This is a genomic window from Cardiobacterium sp. Marseille-Q4385 (genome assembly GCF_916618745.1).
GTDB lineage: Bacteria > Pseudomonadota > Gammaproteobacteria > Cardiobacteriales > Cardiobacteriaceae > Cardiobacterium.
Genome location: NZ_OU745373.1, coordinates 1,332,501 through 1,354,789 on the forward strand (window position 1 = coordinate 1,332,501; position 22,289 = coordinate 1,354,789).

A 22,289-nucleotide genomic window follows, 5' to 3' on the forward strand; every position below is an offset into this window, starting at 1 on the left:
ACGAATTTCTACGGAAATGAAGTGGTTGATGCTCTGCTTCCAGGAAAAGCCTCTAAGCTTCAGATTATGATTAACCGTACCCCAAACCGACACAGGTGGGTAGGAAGAGAATTCCAAGGTGCTTGAGAGAACTCGGGTAAAGGAACTCGGCAAAATGATACCGTAACTTCGGGAGAAGGTATGCCTCTGATGGTGAATAGCTGTTGGAGGCCGCAGAGAATAGGCCGCTGCGACTGTTTAACAAAAACACAGCACTCTGCAAACACGTAAGTGGACGTATAGGGTGTGACGCCTGCCCGGTGCCGGAAGGTTAATTGATGGGGTGCAAGCTCTTGATCGAAGCCCCGGTAAACGGCGGCCGTAACTATAACGGTCCTAAGGTAGCGAAATTCCTTGTCGGGTAAGTTCCGACCTGCACGAATGGCGTAACGATGGCGGCGCTGTCTCTACCCGAGACTCAGTGAAGTTGAAATCGCTGTGAAGATGCAGTGTACCCGCGGCAAGACGGAAAGACCCCGTGAACCTTCACTATAGCTTGACACTGAACATTGAAACAAGTTGCATAGGATAGGTGGGAGGCTAAGAAGCAGAGACTCTGGTTTCTGTGGAGCCATCCTTGAAATACCACCCTGCTTGTTTTGATGTTCTAACGTAGACCCGTGATCCGGGTTGCAGACAGTGTCTGGTGGGTAGTTTGACTGGGGCGGTCTCCTCCCAAAGAGTAACGGAGGAGTGCGAAGGTGGGCTCGGTGCGGTCGGAAATCGCACCAAGAGTGCAAAGGCAGAAGCCCGCTTAACTGCGAGACAGACAAGTCGAGCAGATACGAAAGTAGGTCTTAGTGATCCGGTGGTTCTGAATGGAAGGGCCATCGCTCAACGGATAAAAGGTACTCCGGGGATAACAGGCTGATTCCTCCCAAGAGTCCATATCGACGGAGGAGTTTGGCACCTCGATGTCGGCTCATCACATCCTGGGGCTGTAGCAGGTCCCAAGGGTATGGCTGTTCGCCATTTAAAGTGGTACGCGAGCTGGGTTCAGAACGTCGTGAGACAGTTCGGTCCCTATCTGCCGTGGGCGTTGGAGATTTGAGGGAAGCTGTTCTTAGTACGAGAGGACCGGAATGGACGAACCTCTGGTGTACCGGTTGTCACGCCAGTGGCACAGCCGGGTAGCTATGTTCGGAAGGGATAACCGCTGAAAGCATCTAAGCGGGAAGCCCCTCCCAAGATAAGATCTCCCTGAGACTATAAGTCTCCTAAAGATCCGTTGTAGACTACGACGTTGATAGGCTCCATGTGGAAGTATAGTAATATATGCAGCTAAGGAGTACTAATTGATCGTGAGGCTTGATCATACAACGCTCAAGTTATTTTTAGCGCTCAAAAGTTTTAGACGATGATTCTCTTTTAAATAGATAGAGAACATTTATTAATTGAATGTAACCGGTTTTCCTGACGGTCATAGAGCTGTGGTACCACCTGAATCCATGCCGAACTCAGAAGTGAAACGCAGTATCGCCGATGGTAGTGTGGGGTTTCCCCATGTGAGAGTAGGACACTGTCAGGGTTTATTATCAAGCCTCCGCATCTAATGCGGAGGCTTTCTTCATTTGTGAATAACGGTTCTGTGATTGTTGTAAAGCAGGTATTGTCGGAGCGTGAGGTCAAGAACGAGATGACTGCACTCTCTCGGCAAGAGAGTTACGTCGCTTTCGGAAAAAGCGAGCAGTGATACTGAACATTGTCTGCAAAGCGAGGCTGTACGCAAGCCGTGAGTTACTATAGTCGTTTCCCCCTCACAGTAGAGAGGCCTCCATGCTATGTGCCGACTGACCTTCCTCACCCTGCTCGCGAGCGTTACCGCCTGCGCCGATGCCATCGACCGCATCACCCCCAACCCGCCCGCGCGTATGGTCGCCCGCACCCAAATCAACAAAAGCCACTGCATCGGCGAAGCGGCAACGGCGATATGCAGCCGTATCGAAATCGTCTGGCCGCAGAACAATGATCCGTGGCTGAACGACTGGCTGACCGGCATCAGCAAGAATGAACTGCACACACCCGACAGCCTCACGCTGGACGCTGCCGCTACCGCCTTTATTCGCGCCCAGGCACAGCAGCAGGGCGTGCAGGGCAGCACCGCCGACCTGAAATTACACTGGACGATGCTTGGCGAAGTTGGCCGCTATCGCAATTTGCTGTTGGTGCGCGACGCGCAGGAAAACGGCACGGCGGGGCGCGCCGTTTCGCGCCGCTTCTACGTTCTCGATCTCACCCGTCATGCGCCGCTTGACCTACCTGACATCATCCTGCCCGGACAAGAACAGGCATTACAGGTGCTGCAACGCCGGGCCCTGCAAGGCTGGCTCGAACGCAACCGCGACATGAGTCCGGACGCGGCGGCGCAACAACTCGCCTCGCTGGCGCAAATCCCCGCCGACGACTGGGCCATCAGTCGTGGCGGCCTGGTCTTCTCCTACGCGGCTTACGATATCGGCCCGGCGGAATGGGGTCTGCCGCTCATTTATCTGCCGCTGGACGTTTTGCACGGCATCATCCGACCCGAAGTCCTGACTGCCGCCGGTAACTGGACGGTGGACGTGCCGCGCGCTGTCGCGCAATAACGGTCGGTAGGCACGTGAGAAGCCGTCAGACTTGTAGGGGCATAAAAATCCCCATCTTTGTGGCAAGAATGCGACAATAACGGCGGCTGCCACGAAGGCGCAGCCGCTATCCCACATCACGGAGATTATTGTATGGAATTGAAACCCCAACCCCTGCTTCTTGCCGCAACCATCACCCTGCTCACCGCGTGCGGAGGCGGCAGTGATGACAACAGTCCGGCTGATCCGCGCCCCGACAATCCGGGCAATACCGGTAAAATCCTGCAACCCGCCCCTGGCAATAACGTGCCGGAGATTTACCGCCAGCGCCTGCACGAGGTCAAAACCAAGGATCTAGGAGTATCTTCAGGCGGTGCCAGAATTGACACCATCTTGGATGGGCGGATGCTTACCTCCCTCGCCAACAACCGCCTGAAAATGAATTTGCTCGGCTTGCCGCAGGGCTGGCTGGATAAAACCGGCACCAGCGTACGCAGCGGCTGGGGCGGGGATACGGAGAGCGCCCGTATCCGCAGTTACAACGGTTTTTACGGTGGTGCTTACATTCAGCAGTCGGAGCACGGTCTTAACCTGAAAGCAGCCTATGGTATTGAACCGTTGGCAGGCGAATTCCCCACCAGTGGCAAGGCGACCTACACAGGTGTTGCCTTCGATAAGGATGATAGGGGGACACTCTCCTATCACGTTGATTTCGGCAACAAGCAGGGGCATGGCAATATCACGAATTTGGGTCGCTACGGTAATGTCACCCTGCAACCGGCAACCTTCCGGCAAGTCAACGAAGCAGACTACGTTATCTATGAAATCCCTCAACGTGTCGGCGTTGCCAGTAGCGATCGTTACGGGCGCATGAGCTACGATTTGCGTCTGTGGGGGCCGCAAGCAGCCGAATTGTCGGGTAAGTTGAGCAATACTGACGAGGCGGTCGCCGTCTTCCACGGCACGCGCGGTGCCATCACCGAATGATGCACATTCTCCCGAAAGGAAGAGGCACCGCTTGCGGTGCCTCTTTTGTATCCCACCGCTGCTTGACACTCCCCAACCCTTCGCCAACAATCCCTTGCCTCACCCGCCAATAAGGAAACCCCATGAACAAAACCCTCGGCACCACCCTGCTCGTCTCCGGCACCATGATCGGGGCGGGAATGCTGGCCATGCCGCTTACCTCAGCCGGCATAGGCTTTACTTTTACCGTCGTCCTGCTGCTGATTCTGTGGGCGCTGCTCACGTACAGCGCGTTGCTGTTCGTCGAGGTGTATCAGACCGCCGACAGCGACGCCGGCATCGGCACTCTCGCCGCGCTGTATTACGGCAATGCCGGGCGGGTCATCGCTACCACCGTGATGTTTGTCTTCCTCTACGCGCTGCTTTCCGCCTACATCAGCGGCGGCGGCGAAATCCTGATGAAAGCGGCCGAGCGGACGGGGCTTGCGCCTGATACCGGTCTGAACGGGCAAGCGACTCTGAAACTCTACATCGGCCTTTTCACCCTCGTTTTCGGTGCCTTCATCGTTATCAGTGCCAAAGTGGTGGATGGTGGCAACCGCTTTTTCTTTTTCATTATGCTCGCTGCGCTGTTGCTCGTTATCGCCGTCATGCTGCCGCAGGCCTCGCTGCACAATCTCGCCGCCATGCCGCTTAATAATGCGCTGCTGCTCTCCGCCGCGCCGATTTTTTTCACGTCTTTCGGCTTCCACGGCTCTATTCCCTCGCTGAATAAATACCTCGCCGGCAATGTGCGCGCGCTGCGTTTTGCCATCATTTGTGGCTCGCTCCTTACCCTCGGCGTTTATACGCTGTGGCAGCTCGCTACCCACGGTGTTCTCAGTCAAAGCCAGTTCACGCAAATCCTCAGGGAAAACCCGACGCTTTATGGCCTGATCGAGGCGACCCGCGTTATCACTGGCAGCAATATCATCGCCGGCACGGTCGAACTTTTTTCGGCACTGGCGCTGATTACGTCTTTCCTCGGTGTGGCGCTGGGGCTGTATGACTGCATTGACGACATGCTGCGCAAGGGCATGAAACTCAACCCCGGCCGCGCTATCCTCGGCACCGCCACGTTCCTGCCGCCGATTCTCTTCGCCTGGTTCTACCCCGATTTCATCGCTGCCCTTAGTTATGCCGGGCAAATGTTCGCCTTCTATGCAGTCGTGCTGCCGGTCGGTCTCGTCTGGAAGGCGCGTCGCCGCTATCCGCACCTGCCCTACCGCGTGCCGGGTGGCGATATTGCCCTCATCCTGGCGCTTGTCCTCGGCATCGCCGCCGCCGTCATCCCCTTTTATGTCAAGGCCGGTTATTTGCCGCCAGTGGTCGGTTGATCCAGCGTCGTCACGGCATAAAAAACCCCGCTTGAGCGGGGTTTTTTATGGGTGCGGGAATTATCCCCGCAGACGCGCAATATAGCCTTCGCGCAGGGCTCGGGTGAATTTGCCCGGTTTGCCGTCGCCGATTTTCACGCCGTCAATCTCCACCACCGGCAGCACAAAGGAACCGGCGGCGCTCATCAGTGCTTCATCCGCCGCTTTGGCCTCTTCAATCGTAAACGGGCGTTCGTCCAGCACCAAGCCGCAGTCCTGCAACAGAGTAAAGAGCGCCTGGCGGGTGATGCCGTTCAAGATGTCATGCGTTGCCGGGCGCGTCGTCAGCGTGTTGCCCTTGATAATCCACACATTATTCGAGCTGCCTTCGGTGACGAAACCGTCCGGCGCGACCATCCACGCATCATCAAAGCCCGCTGCCTTCGCCGCCATCTTCGCCAGCGATTGCGCCAGCAGTTGCGTCGTTTTGATGTCGCGCCGTCCCCAGCGGATATCCGGATGTGCCATGACCCGCAGCCCTTTCTGCGCGGCGGGTACGTCAATAATCGCTTTTTCCTGGGTGAAGAGCACCAGGGTTGGCCGCATGGCCGGGTCATAGACAAAATCACGGTCGGCACTGCCGCGCGTTACCTGCATATAAACAATCCCCTCGCGCAGATGATTTTCGGCAAGCAGCCGCTCTTCCACCACGACCAGCTCGGCCAGCGGCAGCGGCAACGGCATTGCCAACTCGCCGAGGCTGCGTTCCAGGCGGCGCAAATGGCCATCGTTATCGACCAGCTTGCCGTCCACCACGGCGCTTACCTCATAGACCGCATCCGCCATCAAGAAGCCGCGATCAAAAATTGAGACCGTCGCAGCCTCTTCCGGCAGGAATTGCCCGTTTACATACACCACTCTACTCATCACTTGTTTACCTCACGTTGCTTGGAAGAACCGCCGAAGCGGCGCAGCATGATACCGGCCACGAACGCAATCGTAGCGGGCATCACCCAGCCGAGCTGAATCTCAAAAAGCGGCAGCCAGCGGCTGATCGCCCCGACCGTATCCGGCGAAAAACCCACCGCCTGCCGCGTGGCATCGAGCAGTCCGGCGGCGGCGGTCGCGGCAATCGTCAGCACATAAACGCGACGGCTACCGCCGAAAAACGGATGCAGGAAAGTGAGCAGCACCAGCACGATAGTCAGCGGATAAAGCAGCATCAAGACAGGCAGTGACAGCTTGATGATGCCGTTTAAGCCGTAATTGGCGAAAACGCAGGCGATAACCGCAAACAGCACCGCCAAGCCGCGATAAGGCAACTGCGGCATCAGGCGGTTGAAATACTCGGCGCAGGCGCAAATCAGGCCGACTGACGTGGTGAGACAGGCGAGGAAAACAATCACCGCCAGGAGCCCCTTGCCGGCACCGCCGAAATAAAAGTGCGCCGTCTGCGCCAGCACCGCTGCGCCGTTTTCCTGCAACCCGATACCGGCGACACTGCTCGCACCAAGATAAGCGATAAAGACATACACCAAGGCTAGACAACACACCGCCAGCAGCCCGGAAAACGCGACCATGCGCAACACCTGCCGCCGCCCGTGCACACCGAAGCCCTGCACCGCTTCCAGCACAATCACGGCAAAAATCGGCGAGACGATACCGTCCATCGTGTTATAGCCGTCAATCATGCCCGTCGTCGCTGGATGCAGCACATACGCATCATGTGCCGCCTGCAAGGCGCCGCTGGGAAACAGCGCCGCTGCGCCGACCAGAATCGCGATACAGAACAGCAGCAGAGGCGTCAGCACCTTACCGATGCGGCTGACCAGCTTCCCCGGCGACAGTGCCAGCCAGCAACTGAGCGCAAAGAAAAACAGCGAAAAGAGCGCCAGCGGCAAGGTCTGTGAAGCACCGGGCGCCATGAACGGCACCACGCCGATTTCAAACGACACCGTGGCCGTGCGCGGCATGGCGAAAAGCGGGCCGATGGTCAAATAGAGCAGCAGCGTGAACACCAGCCCGTAAGCGGGCGAAACACGCGCGGCCAGCGACTGCGCATCACGCACCCCGGCATAGCCGACAGAAATAATGCCGAGCAGCGGCAGGCCGACCCCGGTCAGGAGAAAGCCGAACATGGCGGCAAAGACGTGTTCCCCCGCCTGCTGCCCCAACATCGCCGGAAAAATCAGATTTCCGGCACCAAAAAACAGCGCGAACAACATCAACCCTGTCGCCCAAAACGCCGATTTATCAAAAGAACGCATAAAAAACCTCAAAACAAGCGCTATCTATCGCGCGATGAAGCGGGATATTAACAAAAAAAAATCCCGACCAGTCCCACCAATTCCCAACACACCGCGTAAACACTATACTTCGCGGCAACGCAATACCGGGAGATTCCCATGTACCGACTGGAAAACGAACACCTCGCCATTACCGTCTCAAACCACGGTGCCGAGCTGCAATCCCTCGTCAGCGGCGGGCGCGAATACCTCTGGCAGGGCGATGCGCGCTACTGGAAACGCCGCGCGCCCATCCTCTTTCCCATCGTCGGCAAACTGAAAAACGGCGAATACCGCTATCGCGGCCACAGCTACACCCTGCCGCAGCACGGCTTCGCACGCGATCGTGACTTCAGCCTGCTTGACCACGACGAACACCACATCAGCTTCCGCCTCGAAGACGACGGCGAAAGCGCTGAACACTACCCCTTCGCCTTCACCCTCGACCTCAGCTATACCCTGCTGGGCGACACCCTGCGCGTCGGCTGGCAGGTGCACAACCCGGCTGAACAAGAAGACCTGCTCTTCTCCATCGGCGGCCACCCCGCCTTTGCCCTGCCGCTGACCGACGGCGAAACCTTTGCCGACCACCACATCCAGATAGAAAGCGCCAATTTCTCTCGCCTCGGCTGGCGCGACGGCCTGCTTGACCCCACCCCGCATCCCGGCGAACGCCACCTCGCGCTTGACTACGCCGCTTTTGCCAATGACGCCCTCATCTACCACACCCCGGCAGCGACCACCATCCGCCTGCACGGCACGCGTCCCACACCCGCCCTCAACATCAGCTATCCCGACCTGCCCTACCTCGGTATCTGGACCCCGGCGGACAAAGAAGCCCCCTTCATCTGCATCGAACCCTGGGCGGGGGTGATGGACTGCGCCGACTACGACGGCGAACTTGAACACAAACTGGGCATCATCCGCCTCGCCCCGCAAAGCAACTGGCAGCGCCATTACGACATCCAGATACAGCACACGGATACGCCGTAACCACCGGTTCCTGCATTTACAAAAAATCCTCCCCCCGCTTGCGGGCTGCCGACTCCCTCTAATTACTGCTGTTTATCGAATAAAAATCCTGACGTTGCACGAACCTCCCCCTCTGTCGCTTGCGAATCAAGAAAAGGCTGGGGCGAGGGCAAACAGCGGTATCGCAGATAATTATGATGACAGAGGGTTAGCTAAACATGACCGCCCTGCCGCTTGCGGGGGAGAAGTGCCAACAACACCACAAACCCAGCGGAGAACACCATGACCATCCACGCCCTTGCCTTCGATCTCGATGGCACCCTCTGCGACACCCTACCCGACCTTGCCGCCGCCGCCAACGCCACCCGCGTTGCCAGTGGGCTTGCCCCGCTGCCTGTTCCCCGCATTGAAAGCTACGTCGGCGACGGCATCCCGCGCCTCGTGCACCGCCTCCTGCTCGATGCGCGCGAGGGTGACGCCCCCGCTGCGCAGCACGCCGCCGCCTACCAATACTTCACCGACTACTACCGCGACCACCTCTGCGTGGCAAGCCGCCTCTACGATGGCGTCGCCACGACCCTCGCCACCCTGCGCGCACGCAAGCTGCCGCTCGCCGTCATCACCAACAAAAACGAAGCCCTCGCCCGTCGCCTCCTCGCCGACCTTCATATCGCCGAACACTTCGCCCTCATCTACGGCGGCGACACCCTGCCCGAAAAAAAACCCGCACCGCTGCCGCTTATTACCGCTGCTGAAGCGCTTGGGGTCGTCCCGGCGCAGATGCTCATGGTCGGTGATTCCGCTAACGACATCCTCGCCGGCAAAGCGGCAGGCTGCCCCGTCGCCGCTGTTACCTTCGGCTACGCCGACACCCGCCGCCTGCACGACAACCCAGCGACCCGCGCCGATTACCTTATCGACCAGTTCGCGCAATTGCTTGAATGCATCTGAAAAAGCAAAACCGCGTAACTATCCCGCTTGGCGGCATCTCCCTGCAAACCGGCAAGATCCGGACCGAGGGTCTCACTCGCTTCAATGACAACGGCGGCCTCGCCTGGCGGACATGAACGGATACCTCCATTCGTCCTTCATGGGGAAGGGCTCTCTTTTGTCGTGTACGAAGGATTTTGGTATTACTCCTCCACCCTAACGTTCTCGCGCTGAAGCATGGGTTCAGCGAGCCCCCGTAAGCGGGGGAGATGATTTTTTGGTGATGTAAAGGCTCCCGCTCATCAGGCTGTAGAGAACCATGGCAAAACGGCAGCGGAGTGCGGACATAAAAAAAGCCCGCAGCAGCGGGCTTTGGCGATAAGCGGCAATTAATGCGCTTCGTGGAAGTTGCGTTCCTGCCGTTCGGCGATTTCTTTGCAGTCAATGCACAGTTCGGCAGTGGGGCGGGCTTCCAGGCGGCGCAGGCCGATTTCTTCGCCGCAGCGTTCGCACCAGCCGAAATCTTTGCGGGCGATGCGTTCCAGGGCGTTGTCGATTTTGCGCAGCAGTTTGCGTTCACGGTCACGGGTGCGCAGTTCCAGGGAAAATTCTTCTTCCTGTGTGGCGCGGTCGTTGAGGTCAGCGGTGGGGGAGCGGTCGTCACGCAGGTGTTCTTTGGTGCGGTCGCTGTCAGAAAGAATATCTGCCTTCCAGGCTTCAAGTATTTGGGTGAAGTAAGCCAACTGGGCATCGCTCATGTATTCTTCGTTTTTAGCGGGGGTATAGTGGGTTTTAGCCTTGTATTCTTTCATGTTTTTTACCATCCGTTGTGGGCCAGGGAAATTGGCGGCGCATGGTAGCGAAGCGGTCTGGTGTTGTAAATGTTTTTCTCCCGGCCTGCCGGACGGTCTTTATCCCGTCATCGCGGTACTCATCCGCCGCTGTGATGCTGGGGACGAGTGAGGCGGGCGTTGTCCGCATCGGCCAGCATCCGCTCCCGCCAGCGGGCAGCGGAATAGTGGTAGAACGGCTTGGGCTGGATTTGTTGTGACAGCCATGAGGCGATGAGGCTTGCCATCAGCAGCCAGATTAGCAGCGGCTGGCTGCCGGTCATTTCCATGACCACCACGCTGGCGGTCACGGGTGATTGTGTCGCGGCGGCGAGGAAGGCGGCGGTGCAGAGCAGGGCGATGAGACCCTGTTCGACCGTGCCGTCGGACAGTGCCCACAGGCCGCTGCCGATCCCCGCGCCGGTACTGAGCGCGGGGGTGAAGATGCCGCCCGGAATACCAGTCCAGTAGGTGATGACGGTCGCCCCCAGTTTTGCAGGTCCTGTGCCGGCAGGTTCGAGGGTGATACCGTTCAGGGCGTTGGCGACAGTGTGGTAGCCGGTACCATAGGTCTGGCCGTGGCTGTATGTGCCGAGGGCTGCGAGCAGCAGGCCGAGGACGAAAGCGACCGTGAGCGGGTGGCGGCGTAGCGGTGCACGCAGCAGGGCGGGGACGTAACCCGTCAGTCCTTTGGCGAGCAAGCGGGCGAAGATGCCACCTGCGACGCCGCAGGCCAAGCCGCAGATGATGATCCAGGTTAGGGGCGCGTTGCCCGTGCCGTTATAACGCGGGAAGTAGGGGTTGTTGCCCTTGATGGCGACGAGGATGAAGCCGGCGGCAAGCACGCCGAGAAGCACGCGCCGCTGCCATTGCAGGTGCAGGCCGCGTCCCAGTTCTTCGATGGCGAAGATGATGCCGGCAAGCGGTGCGTTGAAGGCGGCAGCGAGACCGCCTGCCGCGCCGGTCGCCATCAGTTCGTTGGCACTGAAACCGCCGAAGGCGAGGCGGTGGCGGCGGCAATAGGCGCCCCAGGCGAGCATTACCGCTGCGCCGACCTGCACTGATGGCCCTTCGCGCCCAACGGAGGCACCGATGAACATGGCGAGGAAGGTCAGCGGGATTTTCCACAGGGTTTGCCGCAGTGCCACCAGCCGTCCTTTATCCATGCTGTACGGTAGGCTGATGGCGGCGATGACTTGCGGGATGCCGCTACCGGCGACGTAGGGCGCGTGTTTGCGGGTGAGATGCACCAGGGCGACGAGGCCGAGCGGCAGCACGAACCATGACAGAAGCGGCCAGTGTCCCGCCCACCAGGCATTGGCTTCCAGCGCCCAGTCGGCGAGGGCGGCGAAGGTGAGCGAGGCCAGCGCAACCAGCACGGCCCCGATGAGCAGGCAGGTAAATTCCAGGCTTTTGCGCGAGATGCGCGAGGATTGGCGCAGTTTGCGGTGCAGGTAGTAGCGCAGGCGGATACGGCGGTTGGCGGGAGTGGGCATGGGGTTGGTGGGATGGTAGTGATGGGTGCGCATTATAGGCGGATGGGGATGCGGCATTCGGTGGCCAGCCAAATGCGGGCACAAAAAAACCGCCGTTGGTCAGGCGGCGGTTCGGGGTGGGTTGCATCAGCGGCGGCAGCGGGTGAGGTCGTGGCTTTCGCGGTCTTCGAGTATGAGCTGTTGCGCGTTCAGGAAGATGATGTTGGAGGCTACGGTTTGCTGCGGTTTGCTGTTGACGTCGCGGGCGATGCTTTCCGCTGCCGGACGCAGTGCCGCCTCGGTCTTGGGCGCAGTGGTCAGGCGCGGCTTGATGCTTTCGATCAGGATGGTGTCATCGCGGCGCTGCCAGTTGCCGTCTGAGGCGTAGATGAAGTGCAGGCGGGCGGGCGGTGTGTCTTTGCTGTGGATACGCACTTCGAGGGTACCTTCGCCGTGCAGGGTGCCGTCTTCTCTGTGCTGCCAGCGGGTGTTGTCGATAAACACCAGGTAGTTGTTACCGTATTGCTGGTAGCTGATGGTCTGGCACTGCCAGTCACCGCTGATCGGGACGAGGGCGGCGGCAAAAGGGGCGTGAGCGAGGAGGAGGAATGCGGCGAGGAGTCGCTTCATGAAAGGTCCTTTGTTATTTTTAACGGATGGTAATTATACCCGCTTCCTCGTTTTTTGCGGTGGTTTTGCCACCCCATTCCGCCACAGTGCGGCACATTTTTCACAGTGAGTGTGGCAATGTCTGTGGAAAGGGGTGGCGGCGCAGGCTCGGCTACCGGTTTTCAGCTCAGGGCTTGCAGCGCTTCCTGCGCAGCGGCAAAGCCTTGCGCTGCGGCTTTTTCGAACCAGCTTTTCGCAGTGTCAGGGTCTAGCGTCACGCCGAGGCCTTCGCGGTAGAGGATGCCGAGGTTGGTTTGCGCTTCGGGGTCGCCTCCGGCGGCGGATTGTTCCCAGTAGGCGCGGGCTTTGCCGTAGTCCTGGTTGACGTCAATACCGCGCGCGTAGCGGATGCCGAGGGCATTTTGCGCGCCGCTATGGCCTGCGCTGGCGGCTTTCTCCAGCCAGAGCAGGGCAGTGGCGGGTTGCGGCGGCAGGTCGAGTTCTTCGCTGTGGCCGTAGAGGATGCCGAGGCCGTATTGGGCGACGACGTGTCCGTGCAGGGCGGCTTTTTCAAACCATTCGCAGGCTTTTTTGCTGTCTTTGTTCACGCCTTCGCCTTGCAGGTAGCAGATGGCGAGGTGGTTTTGCGCGTTGGCGTTGTCCTGTTCGGCGGCGGTTTTCCACCATTGGTAGGCTTGGGCGAAATCCTGGGTGACGCCGAGGCCGTCGTGGTAGAGCTGGGCGAGGCCGTTTTGGGCAGCGGTATCGCCCTGGGCGGCGGCCTGCTTCCAGTAGTCGTAGGCTTTTTTGTAGTCCTGCGCGACGCCTTCGCCTTCGGCGTAGATGATGCCGAGGTTGCGTAGGGCGTCGCTGTCGCCCTGGGCGGCGGCTTTTTCAAACCAGGTGCGCGCTTTATCGAGATTTTGTTCGCCACCTTCGCCGTTGTAGTAGTAGAGGGCGAGGATGCTTTGTGCTTCGGCATTGCCGCGTTCGGCCGCCTGGGTGTACCAGTCGCGTGCTTTGGCGTGGTCTTGCGTGACGCCAAGGCCGCCGCTATAGAGCCGGCCTAGCAGGTTTTGTGCGGCGGCGTTGCCTTGCGCGGCGGCTTGTTCGCACCATTCGCGTGCAACGGTGTAGTCCTGCGCGATGCCGAGGCCGCCGAAGTAGAGGAGGCCGAGCTGATATTGTGCTTCCGCATCGTGTTGGGCGGCGGCTTTTTCCCACCACTGCCGCGCTTTCTCGTAGTCCTGCGCGACGCCGTCGCCGGTGGCGTAGTAGCTGCCGAGCAGGGTTTGTGCGGCGGCGTAACCCTGGGCGGCGGCTTTTTCTTGCCACTCGTGTGCGGTTGTGCTGTTTTGCGGCACGCCCTGCCCACGCAGGTAGAGGTTGCCAAGTTGGTGCTGTGCTTCGGCATCCCCTTGGGCGGCGGCTTTTTCCAGCCAGACGCGGGCGTTATCGTAGGCAGTAGCGACCAGGTAGGCATCGCCCAATTCGCGTTGGGCGCTCGCGTCGCCGGTTTTGGCAAGGCTTTCCAGCAGGCGGCGCACGGTGGCGTCGTCGTTTTGTGCGCGGGCCTGTTCAATCTGGCGGCGGATGGCGCCCGGATCGTCGCTGCGGCCAAAGAGTTTGCTGAAGATGCTCATGGTTTTTTCCTTATGTTGCGGTTACTTGGGGAGGGTTTCGCTGTCGCGCCAGGCGGCGAGGGCAGCAATATGTTCGGGGCCGATACCGCAGCAACCGCCGATGATGTCCGCTCCGGCGGCACGCCAAGCTTGGGCAAGGGCGAGGTAGGCGGCGGGGCTGAGGTCGGTGCGGATGTCATCCAGGCCGTCATTGGCGGGCAGGGCGGCTTCGTCAGCGTCATGGGCGCAGAATGCGTTGGCATAGACGCCGAGGCGCAAGGTGCTGTCTGCTGCGTCCAGCGCGGCGCGGGCCACCGCGATGGCGTCCGCCATGATTTCGGGGTGGCTGCAATTGAAGAGCAGGGCGTCGGCACTGAGGTCAATGACGGTGGCAACGGCATCAGCGATGCCTTCACCGCTGCGCAGGCGCGGCGGTTTGGCAGGGTGTTCGTCGTCGAGGGTGAAGGAGGCCCAGAAGGGGCGATCGTGCGGTGCCAGCGCATGCAGGGCGCGGACTTCAGCAGTGCTGCTTTGGGTTTCGGCCAGCCACAGGTCGGCATAGGGGGCTTGTCCGTCAATAAGCGGGCGGGCGATGGCCGGAGCCTGTGCGGCGTCAAACAGGTCGGGGCGGTAGGAGCCGAATAGTGGTGGCAAAGAGGCGGCGACGCGCACTTTTTTGCCGCTGTCCCTGACGGCTTGCTGTGCCAGTTCTCCGGCGAGGCGGGCGAGTTTGTTGCCCTGGGTGCGGAAATCGTCTTCGCCGATATGGAAGGGGACGAGGGCGTAGCTGTTAGTGGTAATGATGTCGGCACCGGTCTCGATGTAGGCACGATGCACGTCGGCAACGGCGGACGGTTGCTGCATCAGCGCGAGCGCTGACCATTGTGGCTGGGCAAAGGGCGCGCCCCGGCGCAGCAGTTCGCGGCCCATGCCGCCATCAAGGATGAGAAGGGGGTGTGGCATTGGGATTCCTTTCAGTGGTGTTTGTGTCTTTATTATAAGGGCGGCAATAAAAAACGGCGGTTGCCCGCCGTTTTTGTTTCTCTACTTGCCGCTTTATGGCGTCGCTTTTTCCGCCTGCTGTTTGGCAACAAAGGCTTGTGCATTAGCCAGGGTGCCGAGGTTGGTGACTTTTTTGTAGCCGAGGCCGCTCAATGTTTCCTGGGCGACACCGGCACGGCGGCCGCTGCGGCAGTACACGTAAATATCGGCGTCTTTGTCAGCGGTCACTTCGCTGATTTTTGCCGCTACGTCTTCCACCGGAATGTTGATGGCACCGTCGGCATGAGCTTCGGCGTATTCGGCCGGGCTGCGCACGTCAATCAGGTAGGTCTCCGCCCAGGCGCTGAGGGCAGGCACGGCGAAGAGGGCGGCGAGAAGGGTCTTTTTGAGCATGTTTGGGGTCTCCGTCTGGTTTTGAGGGTGGCGAGTGTAGGGGGCAGAAATGCCGCAATCAAGTGGGGTTTGTCGCATTTTTCCGTGCCAGTGTCGCGTGTTGCCCTTGTTACCTTGAGGCAGTACCATAGGCCGCCTTCCCCATTTGTAATATTTTTATCATGTTTAATAAAGAAATGACCATCACGGGCTTTGATGACGAACTGGCGGCCGCGATTGCCGCCGAAGCCCTGCGGCAGGAAACGCATATTGAGCTGATTGCTTCGGAAAACTATGCCAGCCCGCGTGTGATGGAAGCGCAAGGCACTTGTTTAACCAACAAGTACGCCGAGGGTTACCCCGGCAAGCGTTATTACGGCGGCTGTGAGCATGTTGATGTCGTCGAAACGCTTGCCATCGAGCGCGCCAAGATGCTCTTCGGCGCGGATTATGCCAATGTGCAGCCGCACTCCGGTTCGCAGGCAAACGCCGCTGTCTTCCTCGCCCTGCTGAACGCGGGCGACACGGTACTCGGCATGGATCTTGGCCACGGCGGCCATTTGACGCACGGCTCGCCGGTCAGCTTTTCCGGCAGACTGTACAACGCCATTCACTACGGCCTTGACCTGAAAACCGGCCTGATTGATTACGACGCGCTGCAGCGTATGGCCACAGAACACAAGCCAAAGATGATCATCGCCGGCTTTTCCGCCTATTCTCAGGTTCTTGATTTCCAACGTTTCCGCGAGATTGCCGACAGCGTCGGCGCTTATCTGCTGGTCGATATGGCACACGTCGCCGGACTGGTCGCCGCCGGGCTGTATCCGAACCCGGTGCCGATTGCTGACGTCGTTACCTCCACCACGCACAAAACCCTGCGTGGCCCGCGCGGCGGCCTCATTCTCGCCCGCGCCAATGAAGAGCTGGAGAAGAAGCTCAATTCCGCCATTTTCCCCGGTGTGCAGGGCGGTCCGCTGATGCAGGTGATCGCGGCGAAAGCAGTCGCCTTCCTCGAAGCGCTGGATCCGTCTTTCACCAAATACCAGGAACAGGTGCTGGATAACGCCAAGGCGATGGTCAAAGTATTCCTTGCCCGCGGCTACGATATCGTTTCGGGTGGCACCAAGAACCACCTGATGCTGCTCAACCTCGTCAGCAAAAATATCACCGGTCGCGCCGCCGACGCTGCCCTGTCGCGCGCACATATCACCGTCAACAAAAACGCCGTGCCGGATGATCCGCAATCCCCCTTCGTCACCAGCGGTATCCGCATCGGCACACCGGCCATTACCACGCGCGGCTTCAAGCAGGCCGAAGCGAAGCAGGTTGCCACCTGGATCTGCGACATCCTGGATGACATTGACAACGAGGAAACTATCCTCGCCGTGCGCGAAAAAGTCAGCCGCCTCTGCGCTGAATTTCCGGTGTACCGCTAACGGGGGCGTGCCTTGCATTGCCCCATCTGCCATCAGCCCGACACCCGCGTCGTCGATTCTCGCCTTATCGCCGACGGCAGCAAAATCCGCCGCCGGCGCGAGTGCATCAACCCCGATTGCACCACCCGCTTCACCACCTACGAAACAGCGGAAATTTCGCTGCCGATGGTGATCAAGCAGAACGGCGAGCGGCAGGCCTTCTCGGCAGAAAAACTGCGCAACGGTCTCCTGCGCGCCATCGAAAAGCGTCCGGTCAGCGTCGATAAAATCAACCGTCTTATTGACGACATCGAAAACCGCCTGCGTATCGGCGGCGAGCGGGAAATCCCCTCACGCCGCCTCGGCGACTGGGTCATGCAGGGGCTGAAGGACATCGATCATGTCGCCTACATCCGCTTCGCCTCGGTGTACCTCAGCTTTCAGGACGTCGAAGCCTTCATCAACACCATCGCCGAACTGCGGCAAGACTAGCCGCCATGCACGACGATACCTACTGGATGCGGCGCGCGCTTGACCTCGCGCGGCGCGGCCTCTACACCACCGCCCCCAATCCGCGCGTCGGCTGCGTCCTCGTCAAAAACGACGTTGCCGTCGGCGAAGGCTGGCACCAATATGCCGGCGAGCCGCACGCCGAAGCACACGCCCTGCGCGCAGCGGGCGACGCGGCCAGTGGCGCCACCGCCTACATCACCCTCGAACCCTGCGCGCATCATGGCCGCACCCCGCCCTGCGCTGACGCGCTCATCGCCGCCGGTATCGCCCGCGCCGTCGTCGCCTGCCGAGATCCTAATCCGCTTGTGGCCGGTCAAGGCGTCGCCCGCCTGCGCGCCGCTGGCATCGCCGTTAGCGAAAACGTGTGCCAGGCCGAAGCCACCGCCCTCAATCGCGGCTTCTTCCGCCGCATCAGCACAGGCCGCCCCTTCGTCACCCTGAAACTCGCCGCCTCGCTTGATGGCCGCACCGCGCTGGCAAATGGCGACAGCCAATGGATCACCGGCGAAGCGGCACGGCTGGACGCGCACCAGCACCGCCTCGCTGCCGACGCCATCATCGCTGGTACCGGTAGCATCATCGCCGATAACGCCCGTCTCACGGCGCGTTATCCCACTGACCGGCCCAGCCGCCAGCCGCTGCGCGTCATCATCGACAGCCGCCTGCAAACCCCGCCTGATGCCGCCGTCTTCAGCGAACCCACGCCCATCCTCATCGCTTGTGGCGAAGTCGCGCCAGCCCCTGCCTACCCCGCTCATGCCGAACTGCTGCGCTTGCCGCTTGCCGACGGCCACATCTCACTTGCCGCCCTGCTTGACGAACTGGGGCGACGCGGCATCAACAACGCCCTCGTCGAAGCCGGGGCAGGGCTGGCGGGCGCCTTTCTGCGCGCGCAACTAGTCGATGAAATCCTCTACTACCTCGCGCCCTGCCTGCTCGGGCCGGATGCCCGCCCGCTGGCCGCGCTGCCGCCGCTTACAGACCTATCTGCTAAAATGCAGTACACCATCACCGATACCACCCCGCTAGGCACCGACCTGCGCCTCACCCTTACCCCGGAAAACCCATGTTCACAGGCATCATAGAAACCACTGGCACCCTGCGCGCCTGCGACACGCACGGCGACGACAGCACCCTCACCATCGCTTCCCAGGCATTCGATTTTGCCCGCTGCGCCCTGGGCGACAGCATCGCCGTGAACGGCGTCTGCCTCACCGCCACCGCCCTCGGCGCGGACTGGTTCAGCGCCGATGTCTCCGCTGAAACCCTGCGTCTTACCACCCTCGGCGATCTTACCCCCGGCGCCGCCGTCAACCTCGAACGCGCCCTGACACTCGCCACCCCGCTGGGCGGCCACCTCGTCAGCGGCCATGTGGACGGTGTCGGCGAACTCATTGACCGCATCCCCGAAGCGCGCAGCGAGCGCCTCACCATTGCCGCGCCGCGCGCGCTGATGCGCTACATCGCGGCGAAAGGCTCCATCACCGTGGACGGCATCAGCCTCACCGTCAACGGCGTGGACGGCGACACCTTCCACGTCAACATCGTGCCGCACACCCAGGCGCGTACCACCCTTGCCGACCTGCGCCCCGGTGCACACGTCAACCTCGAAGTGGACCTCATCGCCCGCTACCTCGAACGCCTGCTGCATGCCCCGCAAGAAAGCGGCCTCACCCTCGACACCCTACGCCAACACGGATACTAAAATGCCCCTGAACAGCACCCAAGAAATCATCGACGACCTGCGCGCCGGCAAAATGGTCATCCTCATGGACGACGAAGACCGCGAGAACGAAGGCGACCTCATCATGGCCGCCGAACACATCACCCCCGAGGCCATCAACTTCATGACCAAATACGGGCGCGGCCTCGTCTGCCTCACCATCACCCAGGCGCGCAACGACCAGCTTAACCTCTGGCCGCAATCGCGGCACAACACCTCGCCGTACCACACCGCCTTCACCGTCTCGATCGAAGCCGCCGAAGGCGTGACCACCGGCATCAGCGCTGCCGACCGTGCCCGCACCATTCACGCCGCGACCGCTAAAAACGCCCGCCCCGAAGACCTTGTCCAGCCCGGACACATCTTCCCCATCGTCGCGCGTGAAGGCGGTGTCCTTGTCCGCGCCGGGCACACCGAAGCCAGCACCGACCTGGCTCGCCTGGCCGGCCTCGAACCTGCCGCCGTTATCGTCGAAATCCTCAAAGAAGACGGCTCGATGGCGCGCCGCCCCGAACTCGAAACCTTCGCCGCCGAACACAACATCAAAATCGGCACCATCGCCGACCTCATCGCCTACCGCCTCGAACGCGAACAAACCATTGCCCGCATCGCCCAATGCGAACTGCCGACCGAATATGGCACCTTCACCCTCACCGCCTACCAGAACATCTACGACAACGACCGCCTGCACTACGCCCTGAGCAAAGGCAAAATCCAGGCGGCGCGCCCGACCTTCGTCCGCGTTCACGTGCAAAACACCCTCGGCGACCTCTTCCATGCCCGCCTCAGCGAACGCACCCATAGCCTGCAAAGCGCGCTGCAACGCCTCGCGCAAGAACCGGACGGCATCATCGTCGTCCTCGACGAAGCCGAAAACAACAACGACATATTGAGCCGCATGGTCGCCTTCACCCACAACAACCCGCCACCGAAACGTCCGCAAGAACAAGACCTGCGTACCTACGGCATCGGCGCACAAATCCTCATCGACCAGGGTGTCGGTAAAATGCGCCTGCTCTCGGCGCCGTACAAACTCACCGGCATCTCCGGCTACCAGCTCGAAGTGAGCGAATACCTCAGCGAATAAACCTGAGAAGCCGCCAAGCGAGACAACTACGCGGATTTCCCCCCTTAACAAACCCACAAGGAAAACACCATGACCTCTAACGACGTCAATCGCCTTGAAGGCGACTACATCCTCGACAGCGCGCGCTACGCCATCATCTGCTCGCGCTTCAACGACTTCATCGTCAACAAACTCGAAGCCGGCGCCATCGACGCCCTGAAACGCCACGGCACCGAACTCACCAACATCGACGTCGCCTACGTCCCCGGCGCGCTCGAACTCGGCATCGCTGCGCAGCGTCTCGCCGCAACCGGTCGCTACGACGCCATCATCGCCCTCGGTGCCGTCATCAAAGGCGCGACCGCACACTTCGACATCGTTATCGGCGAAAGCGCCAAAGCACTCAGTAGCGTCGCCCTCAAACACGACATCCCCGTCATCAACGGCGTCCTCACCACCAACAACATCGAACAGGCCGTCGAACGCGCCGGTACCAAAGCCGGTAACAAAGGCGCCGAAGCGGCCCTGGTCGCCATCGAAATGGTCAGCCTGCTGCGCCAAATCGGCTAAACCGCGCCATCACCCCGCCTGGCGAGCCCGGTAACAACCTCGCTTGGCGGCTGCCCGAACTGCAGGTGGGCATTAGCCCACCACACCACCGACCCCTCATGCGGTTCCCCCGCCTGATCCCACCATAACCCTGATCTTTAACACGCCCCCGCACACCTAACGCGTCGCTGCTAACCAGTACCCATCGACAGAACCATGCCCACCAACCAACATCACCAACCCATCGGCGACGCCCTGCCCGGTTACACCCCTGGCGCACGTCCGGCCATCACCACCCTGCATGGCCGCTACTGCCGCCTCGAAAAACTTGATCCCGCCCGCCACGGTGACGATCTTTATGCCGTCTATGGCCCCGCCGCGCCGCCAGCGAACTTCACCTACCTCAGCATTGACCCCGCACCCGACCGCGCCGCGCATGATGCCCACATGCAGCGCATGGCCGCATCCAATGACCCCTACCACCTCGCCATCTGTGACGCCACAAGCGGCACCGCGCTGGGCACCCTGGCCCTGATGCGCATTGACCCGGCCAACCGCGTCATCGAAGTGGGCTGGGTCTGCTATGGCGACGCCCTCAAACGCTCGCGCCTTGCCACCGAAGCGCAATACCTGCTGATGCACTACGTCTTTGACGAACTGCACTACCGCCGCTACGAATGGAAATGCGACAGCCTGAACGCGCCCAGCCGCCGCGCCGCCGAACGCCTCGGCTTCACCTACGAAGGCACCTTCCGCCAGGCCGTCGTTTACAAAGGTCGCAACCGTGACACTGCCTGGTATTCGCTGCTCGATAACGAATGGCCGGCACAACGCGCCCGCTTCGAGCGTTGGCTTGAGCCGGCCAACTTCGACGCCGCTGGACGCCAGCACACTCCACTCTAATCCCCCAACCCGAGACAACCATGCACATCCGCCAACTGACCCTCGCCGACCTCGACCAACTGCAAAGCATCAGTCGCACCACCTTCCACGAAACCTTCGCCGCCGACAACAGCGAAGCCGACATGGCGCACTATCTCGAACACAACCTCTCGGCCTCCCGCCTCGCGCAAGAACTCGTGAACCCCGAAAGCCGCTTCTACTTCGCCGAAGACGACGACGGCAACGTCCTCGGCTACCTCAAAACCAACACCGGCGCGGCACAAAGCGAGCCGCAAGACCCGCAGGCGCTGGAAATCGAGCGCATCTACGTCCTCTCCGCCCACCACGGTCAAGGTGTCGGTGCCGCACTCTACCGGCAGGCGCGTCATGATGCCGAACAACAGGGCGCCCCCTACCTCTGGCTCGGCGTGTGGGAACATAACCGCAGCGCCTTGCAGTTCTACCAAAAACACGGCTTCACCGCCTTTGCCAGCCACACCTTCACCCTCGGTAGCGACGCGCAGACCGACATCCTGATGAAACTCGACCTTGTCCCCAGCGCTGATGATGCCGTTCCAGTCACTAACAGTGCCGCTTATGCCGCTGACGATACCGCCCCCGCAGCCGATAGCGTTGCGCCTGACGCAGACCATGCCGCCCCGATCGCGCCTAGCAAAGTGCCCAACCTGCGCCGCCGCGCCATCGAACAACGCAGCCGCGCCCGCCGCCTGCTCCTGCAAACCCTCTACCAATGGCAAATCACTGGCGACCCGCCCCACCATGTGCGCATGAACCGCATGGAAGACCCGAAAGCGCGCGAAATCGACGAAGACTACTTCGCCGCTGCCTACACCTACATCACCACGCACCGCGAAGAGCTCGGCAACCGCCTCGCCACCGTGAACAACCGCAAAGTCTCGCTACTTGACCCCGTCGAGCGCGCCATCCTCTGGATCGGTGTTTACGAAATCGACGAGCGTCCGGACATCCACCCGACCGTGACCATCAACGAAGCCGTCGAACTCGCCAAACAATTCGGCGCCGCCGACAGCTACAAATACATCAACGCCACCCTCGACAAACTCGGCAAGCAACGACGCGCCTGAGACATAAGGACACC

General features: G+C 60.7%; 22 protein-coding genes and 2 rRNA genes (1 of these 24 only partly in view). 16 read left to right on the plus strand and 8 right to left on the minus strand.

Going from position 1 to position 22,289, the window contains the following annotated elements; translation table 11 throughout:
- The 5 genes from LG374_RS06505 to LG374_RS06525 all read left to right on the plus strand — a co-directional run.
- Positions 1-1,355: ribosomal RNA gene (locus LG374_RS06505) — 23S ribosomal RNA — on the plus strand (it extends 1,504 nt beyond the left edge of the window).
- Between the two features lie 96 nt (positions 1,356-1,451).
- Positions 1,452-1,567, plus strand: a 5S ribosomal RNA gene (rrf, locus tag LG374_RS06510).
- 253 nt (positions 1,568-1,820) lie between these two features.
- Entirely contained in the window at positions 1,821-2,624 is an 804-nt protein-coding gene (locus LG374_RS06515; protein ID WP_225756928.1) for an RsiV family protein, read from the plus strand.
- A gap of 132 nt (positions 2,625-2,756) precedes the next feature.
- A complete protein-coding gene (locus LG374_RS06520; protein WP_225756929.1) occupies positions 2,757-3,590 on the plus strand; it encodes a factor H binding family protein in 834 nt (277 codons plus the stop codon).
- A 122-nt stretch (positions 3,591-3,712) separates the two neighbouring features.
- A complete protein-coding gene (locus LG374_RS06525) occupies positions 3,713-4,945 on the plus strand; it encodes an aromatic amino acid transport family protein (RefSeq protein ID WP_225756930.1) in 1,233 nt (410 codons plus the stop codon).
- A 60-nt stretch (positions 4,946-5,005) separates the two neighbouring features.
- Here LG374_RS06525 and LG374_RS06530 read toward each other — a convergent pair whose 3' ends face one another.
- Together LG374_RS06530 and brnQ are read right to left on the minus strand one after the other, a co-directional pair.
- Positions 5,006-5,851: a D-amino-acid transaminase gene (locus LG374_RS06530; protein WP_225756931.1), complete on the minus strand. Its 846-nt coding sequence runs from the start codon at positions 5,849-5,851 to the stop codon at positions 5,006-5,008.
- Entirely contained in the window at positions 5,851-7,191 is a 1,341-nt protein-coding gene (brnQ, locus tag LG374_RS06535; protein ID WP_225756932.1) for a branched-chain amino acid transport system II carrier protein, read from the minus strand. The genes LG374_RS06530 and brnQ overlap by 1 nt, the downstream gene beginning before the upstream one ends.
- Before the next feature lie 138 nt (positions 7,192-7,329).
- On the opposite strand from brnQ, the gene LG374_RS06540 reads away from it, so the two are divergent.
- The 3 genes from LG374_RS06540 (at position 7,330) to LG374_RS12420 (ending at position 9,248) form a co-directional block, all read left to right on the plus strand.
- Positions 7,330-8,202, plus strand: a complete 873-nt coding sequence (locus LG374_RS06540; RefSeq protein WP_225756933.1) for an aldose 1-epimerase family protein — start codon at positions 7,330-7,332, stop codon at positions 8,200-8,202.
- A gap of 261 nt (positions 8,203-8,463) precedes the next feature.
- On the plus strand, positions 8,464-9,132 hold the full coding sequence (locus LG374_RS06545; RefSeq protein ID WP_225756934.1) for a phosphoglycolate phosphatase: 669 nt from the start codon (positions 8,464-8,466) through the stop codon (positions 9,130-9,132).
- A complete protein-coding gene (locus LG374_RS12420; RefSeq protein ID WP_255594444.1) occupies positions 9,123-9,248 on the plus strand; it encodes a hypothetical protein in 126 nt (41 codons plus the stop codon). Before LG374_RS06545 ends, LG374_RS12420 begins: the two co-directional genes overlap by 10 nt.
- A 252-nt stretch (positions 9,249-9,500) precedes the next feature.
- On the opposite strand, the gene dksA is transcribed toward LG374_RS12420, so the two are convergent.
- From dksA to LG374_RS06575, 6 genes are all read right to left on the minus strand, one after another.
- Complete coding sequence (gene dksA, locus LG374_RS06550; protein ID WP_225756935.1) at positions 9,501-9,923, minus strand: RNA polymerase-binding protein DksA; 423 nt, start codon at positions 9,921-9,923, stop codon at positions 9,501-9,503.
- Between the two features lie 119 nt (positions 9,924-10,042).
- Positions 10,043-11,437 (minus strand): chloride channel protein, encoded by a 1,395-nt coding sequence (locus tag LG374_RS06555; protein ID WP_225756936.1) that lies wholly within the window; start codon positions 11,435-11,437, stop codon positions 10,043-10,045.
- Positions 11,438-11,563: 126 nt separating this feature from the next.
- Complete coding sequence (locus LG374_RS06560; protein ID WP_225756937.1) at positions 11,564-12,046, minus strand: hypothetical protein; 483 nt, start codon at positions 12,044-12,046, stop codon at positions 11,564-11,566.
- A 161-nt stretch (positions 12,047-12,207) separates the two neighbouring features.
- Entirely contained in the window at positions 12,208-13,668 is a 1,461-nt protein-coding gene (locus LG374_RS06565; protein WP_225756938.1) for a tetratricopeptide repeat protein, read from the minus strand.
- A gap of 21 nt (positions 13,669-13,689) precedes the next feature.
- A complete protein-coding gene (locus LG374_RS06570) occupies positions 13,690-14,610 on the minus strand; it encodes a homocysteine S-methyltransferase family protein (protein ID WP_225756939.1) in 921 nt (306 codons plus the stop codon).
- 93 nt (positions 14,611-14,703) lie between these two features.
- Positions 14,704-15,042: a rhodanese-like domain-containing protein gene (locus LG374_RS06575; protein ID WP_225756940.1), complete on the minus strand. Its 339-nt coding sequence runs from the start codon at positions 15,040-15,042 to the stop codon at positions 14,704-14,706.
- A gap of 161 nt (positions 15,043-15,203) precedes the next feature.
- Here LG374_RS06575 and glyA point away from each other — a divergent pair, with 161 nt between their 5' ends.
- The 8 genes from glyA to nusB all read left to right on the plus strand — a co-directional run bounded on the left by glyA (position 15,204) and on the right by nusB (position 22,275).
- Positions 15,204-16,457, plus strand: a complete 1,254-nt coding sequence (gene glyA, locus LG374_RS06580) for a serine hydroxymethyltransferase (RefSeq protein ID WP_225756941.1) — start codon at positions 15,204-15,206, stop codon at positions 16,455-16,457.
- A 12-nt stretch (positions 16,458-16,469) separates the two neighbouring features.
- Positions 16,470-16,928: a transcriptional regulator NrdR gene (nrdR, locus tag LG374_RS06585; RefSeq protein WP_225756942.1), complete on the plus strand. Its 459-nt coding sequence runs from the start codon at positions 16,470-16,472 to the stop codon at positions 16,926-16,928.
- A gap of 5 nt (positions 16,929-16,933) precedes the next feature.
- Positions 16,934-18,034 (plus strand): bifunctional diaminohydroxyphosphoribosylaminopyrimidine deaminase/5-amino-6-(5-phosphoribosylamino)uracil reductase RibD, encoded by a 1,101-nt coding sequence (gene ribD, locus LG374_RS06590; protein ID WP_225756943.1) that lies wholly within the window; start codon positions 16,934-16,936, stop codon positions 18,032-18,034.
- Positions 18,016-18,654 (plus strand): riboflavin synthase, encoded by a 639-nt coding sequence (locus LG374_RS06595; protein ID WP_225756944.1) that lies wholly within the window; start codon positions 18,016-18,018, stop codon positions 18,652-18,654. Before ribD ends, LG374_RS06595 begins: the two co-directional genes overlap by 19 nt.
- Before the next feature lies 1 nt (position 18,655).
- Positions 18,656-19,759, plus strand: coding sequence for a bifunctional 3,4-dihydroxy-2-butanone-4-phosphate synthase/GTP cyclohydrolase II (ribBA, locus tag LG374_RS06600; protein ID WP_225756945.1), 1,104 nt, complete (start codon positions 18,656-18,658; stop codon positions 19,757-19,759).
- 69 nt (positions 19,760-19,828) lie between these two features.
- On the plus strand, positions 19,829-20,308 hold the full coding sequence (ribE, locus tag LG374_RS06605; RefSeq protein WP_225756946.1) for a 6,7-dimethyl-8-ribityllumazine synthase: 480 nt from the start codon (positions 19,829-19,831) through the stop codon (positions 20,306-20,308).
- Between the two features lie 195 nt (positions 20,309-20,503).
- Positions 20,504-21,190 (plus strand): GNAT family N-acetyltransferase, encoded by a 687-nt coding sequence (locus LG374_RS06610; protein ID WP_225756947.1) that lies wholly within the window; start codon positions 20,504-20,506, stop codon positions 21,188-21,190.
- Positions 21,191-21,210: 20 nt separating this feature from the next.
- Complete coding sequence (gene nusB / locus LG374_RS06615) at positions 21,211-22,275, plus strand: transcription antitermination factor NusB (protein WP_225756948.1); 1,065 nt, start codon at positions 21,211-21,213, stop codon at positions 22,273-22,275.
- Positions 22,276-22,289: the final 14 nt, after the last annotated feature.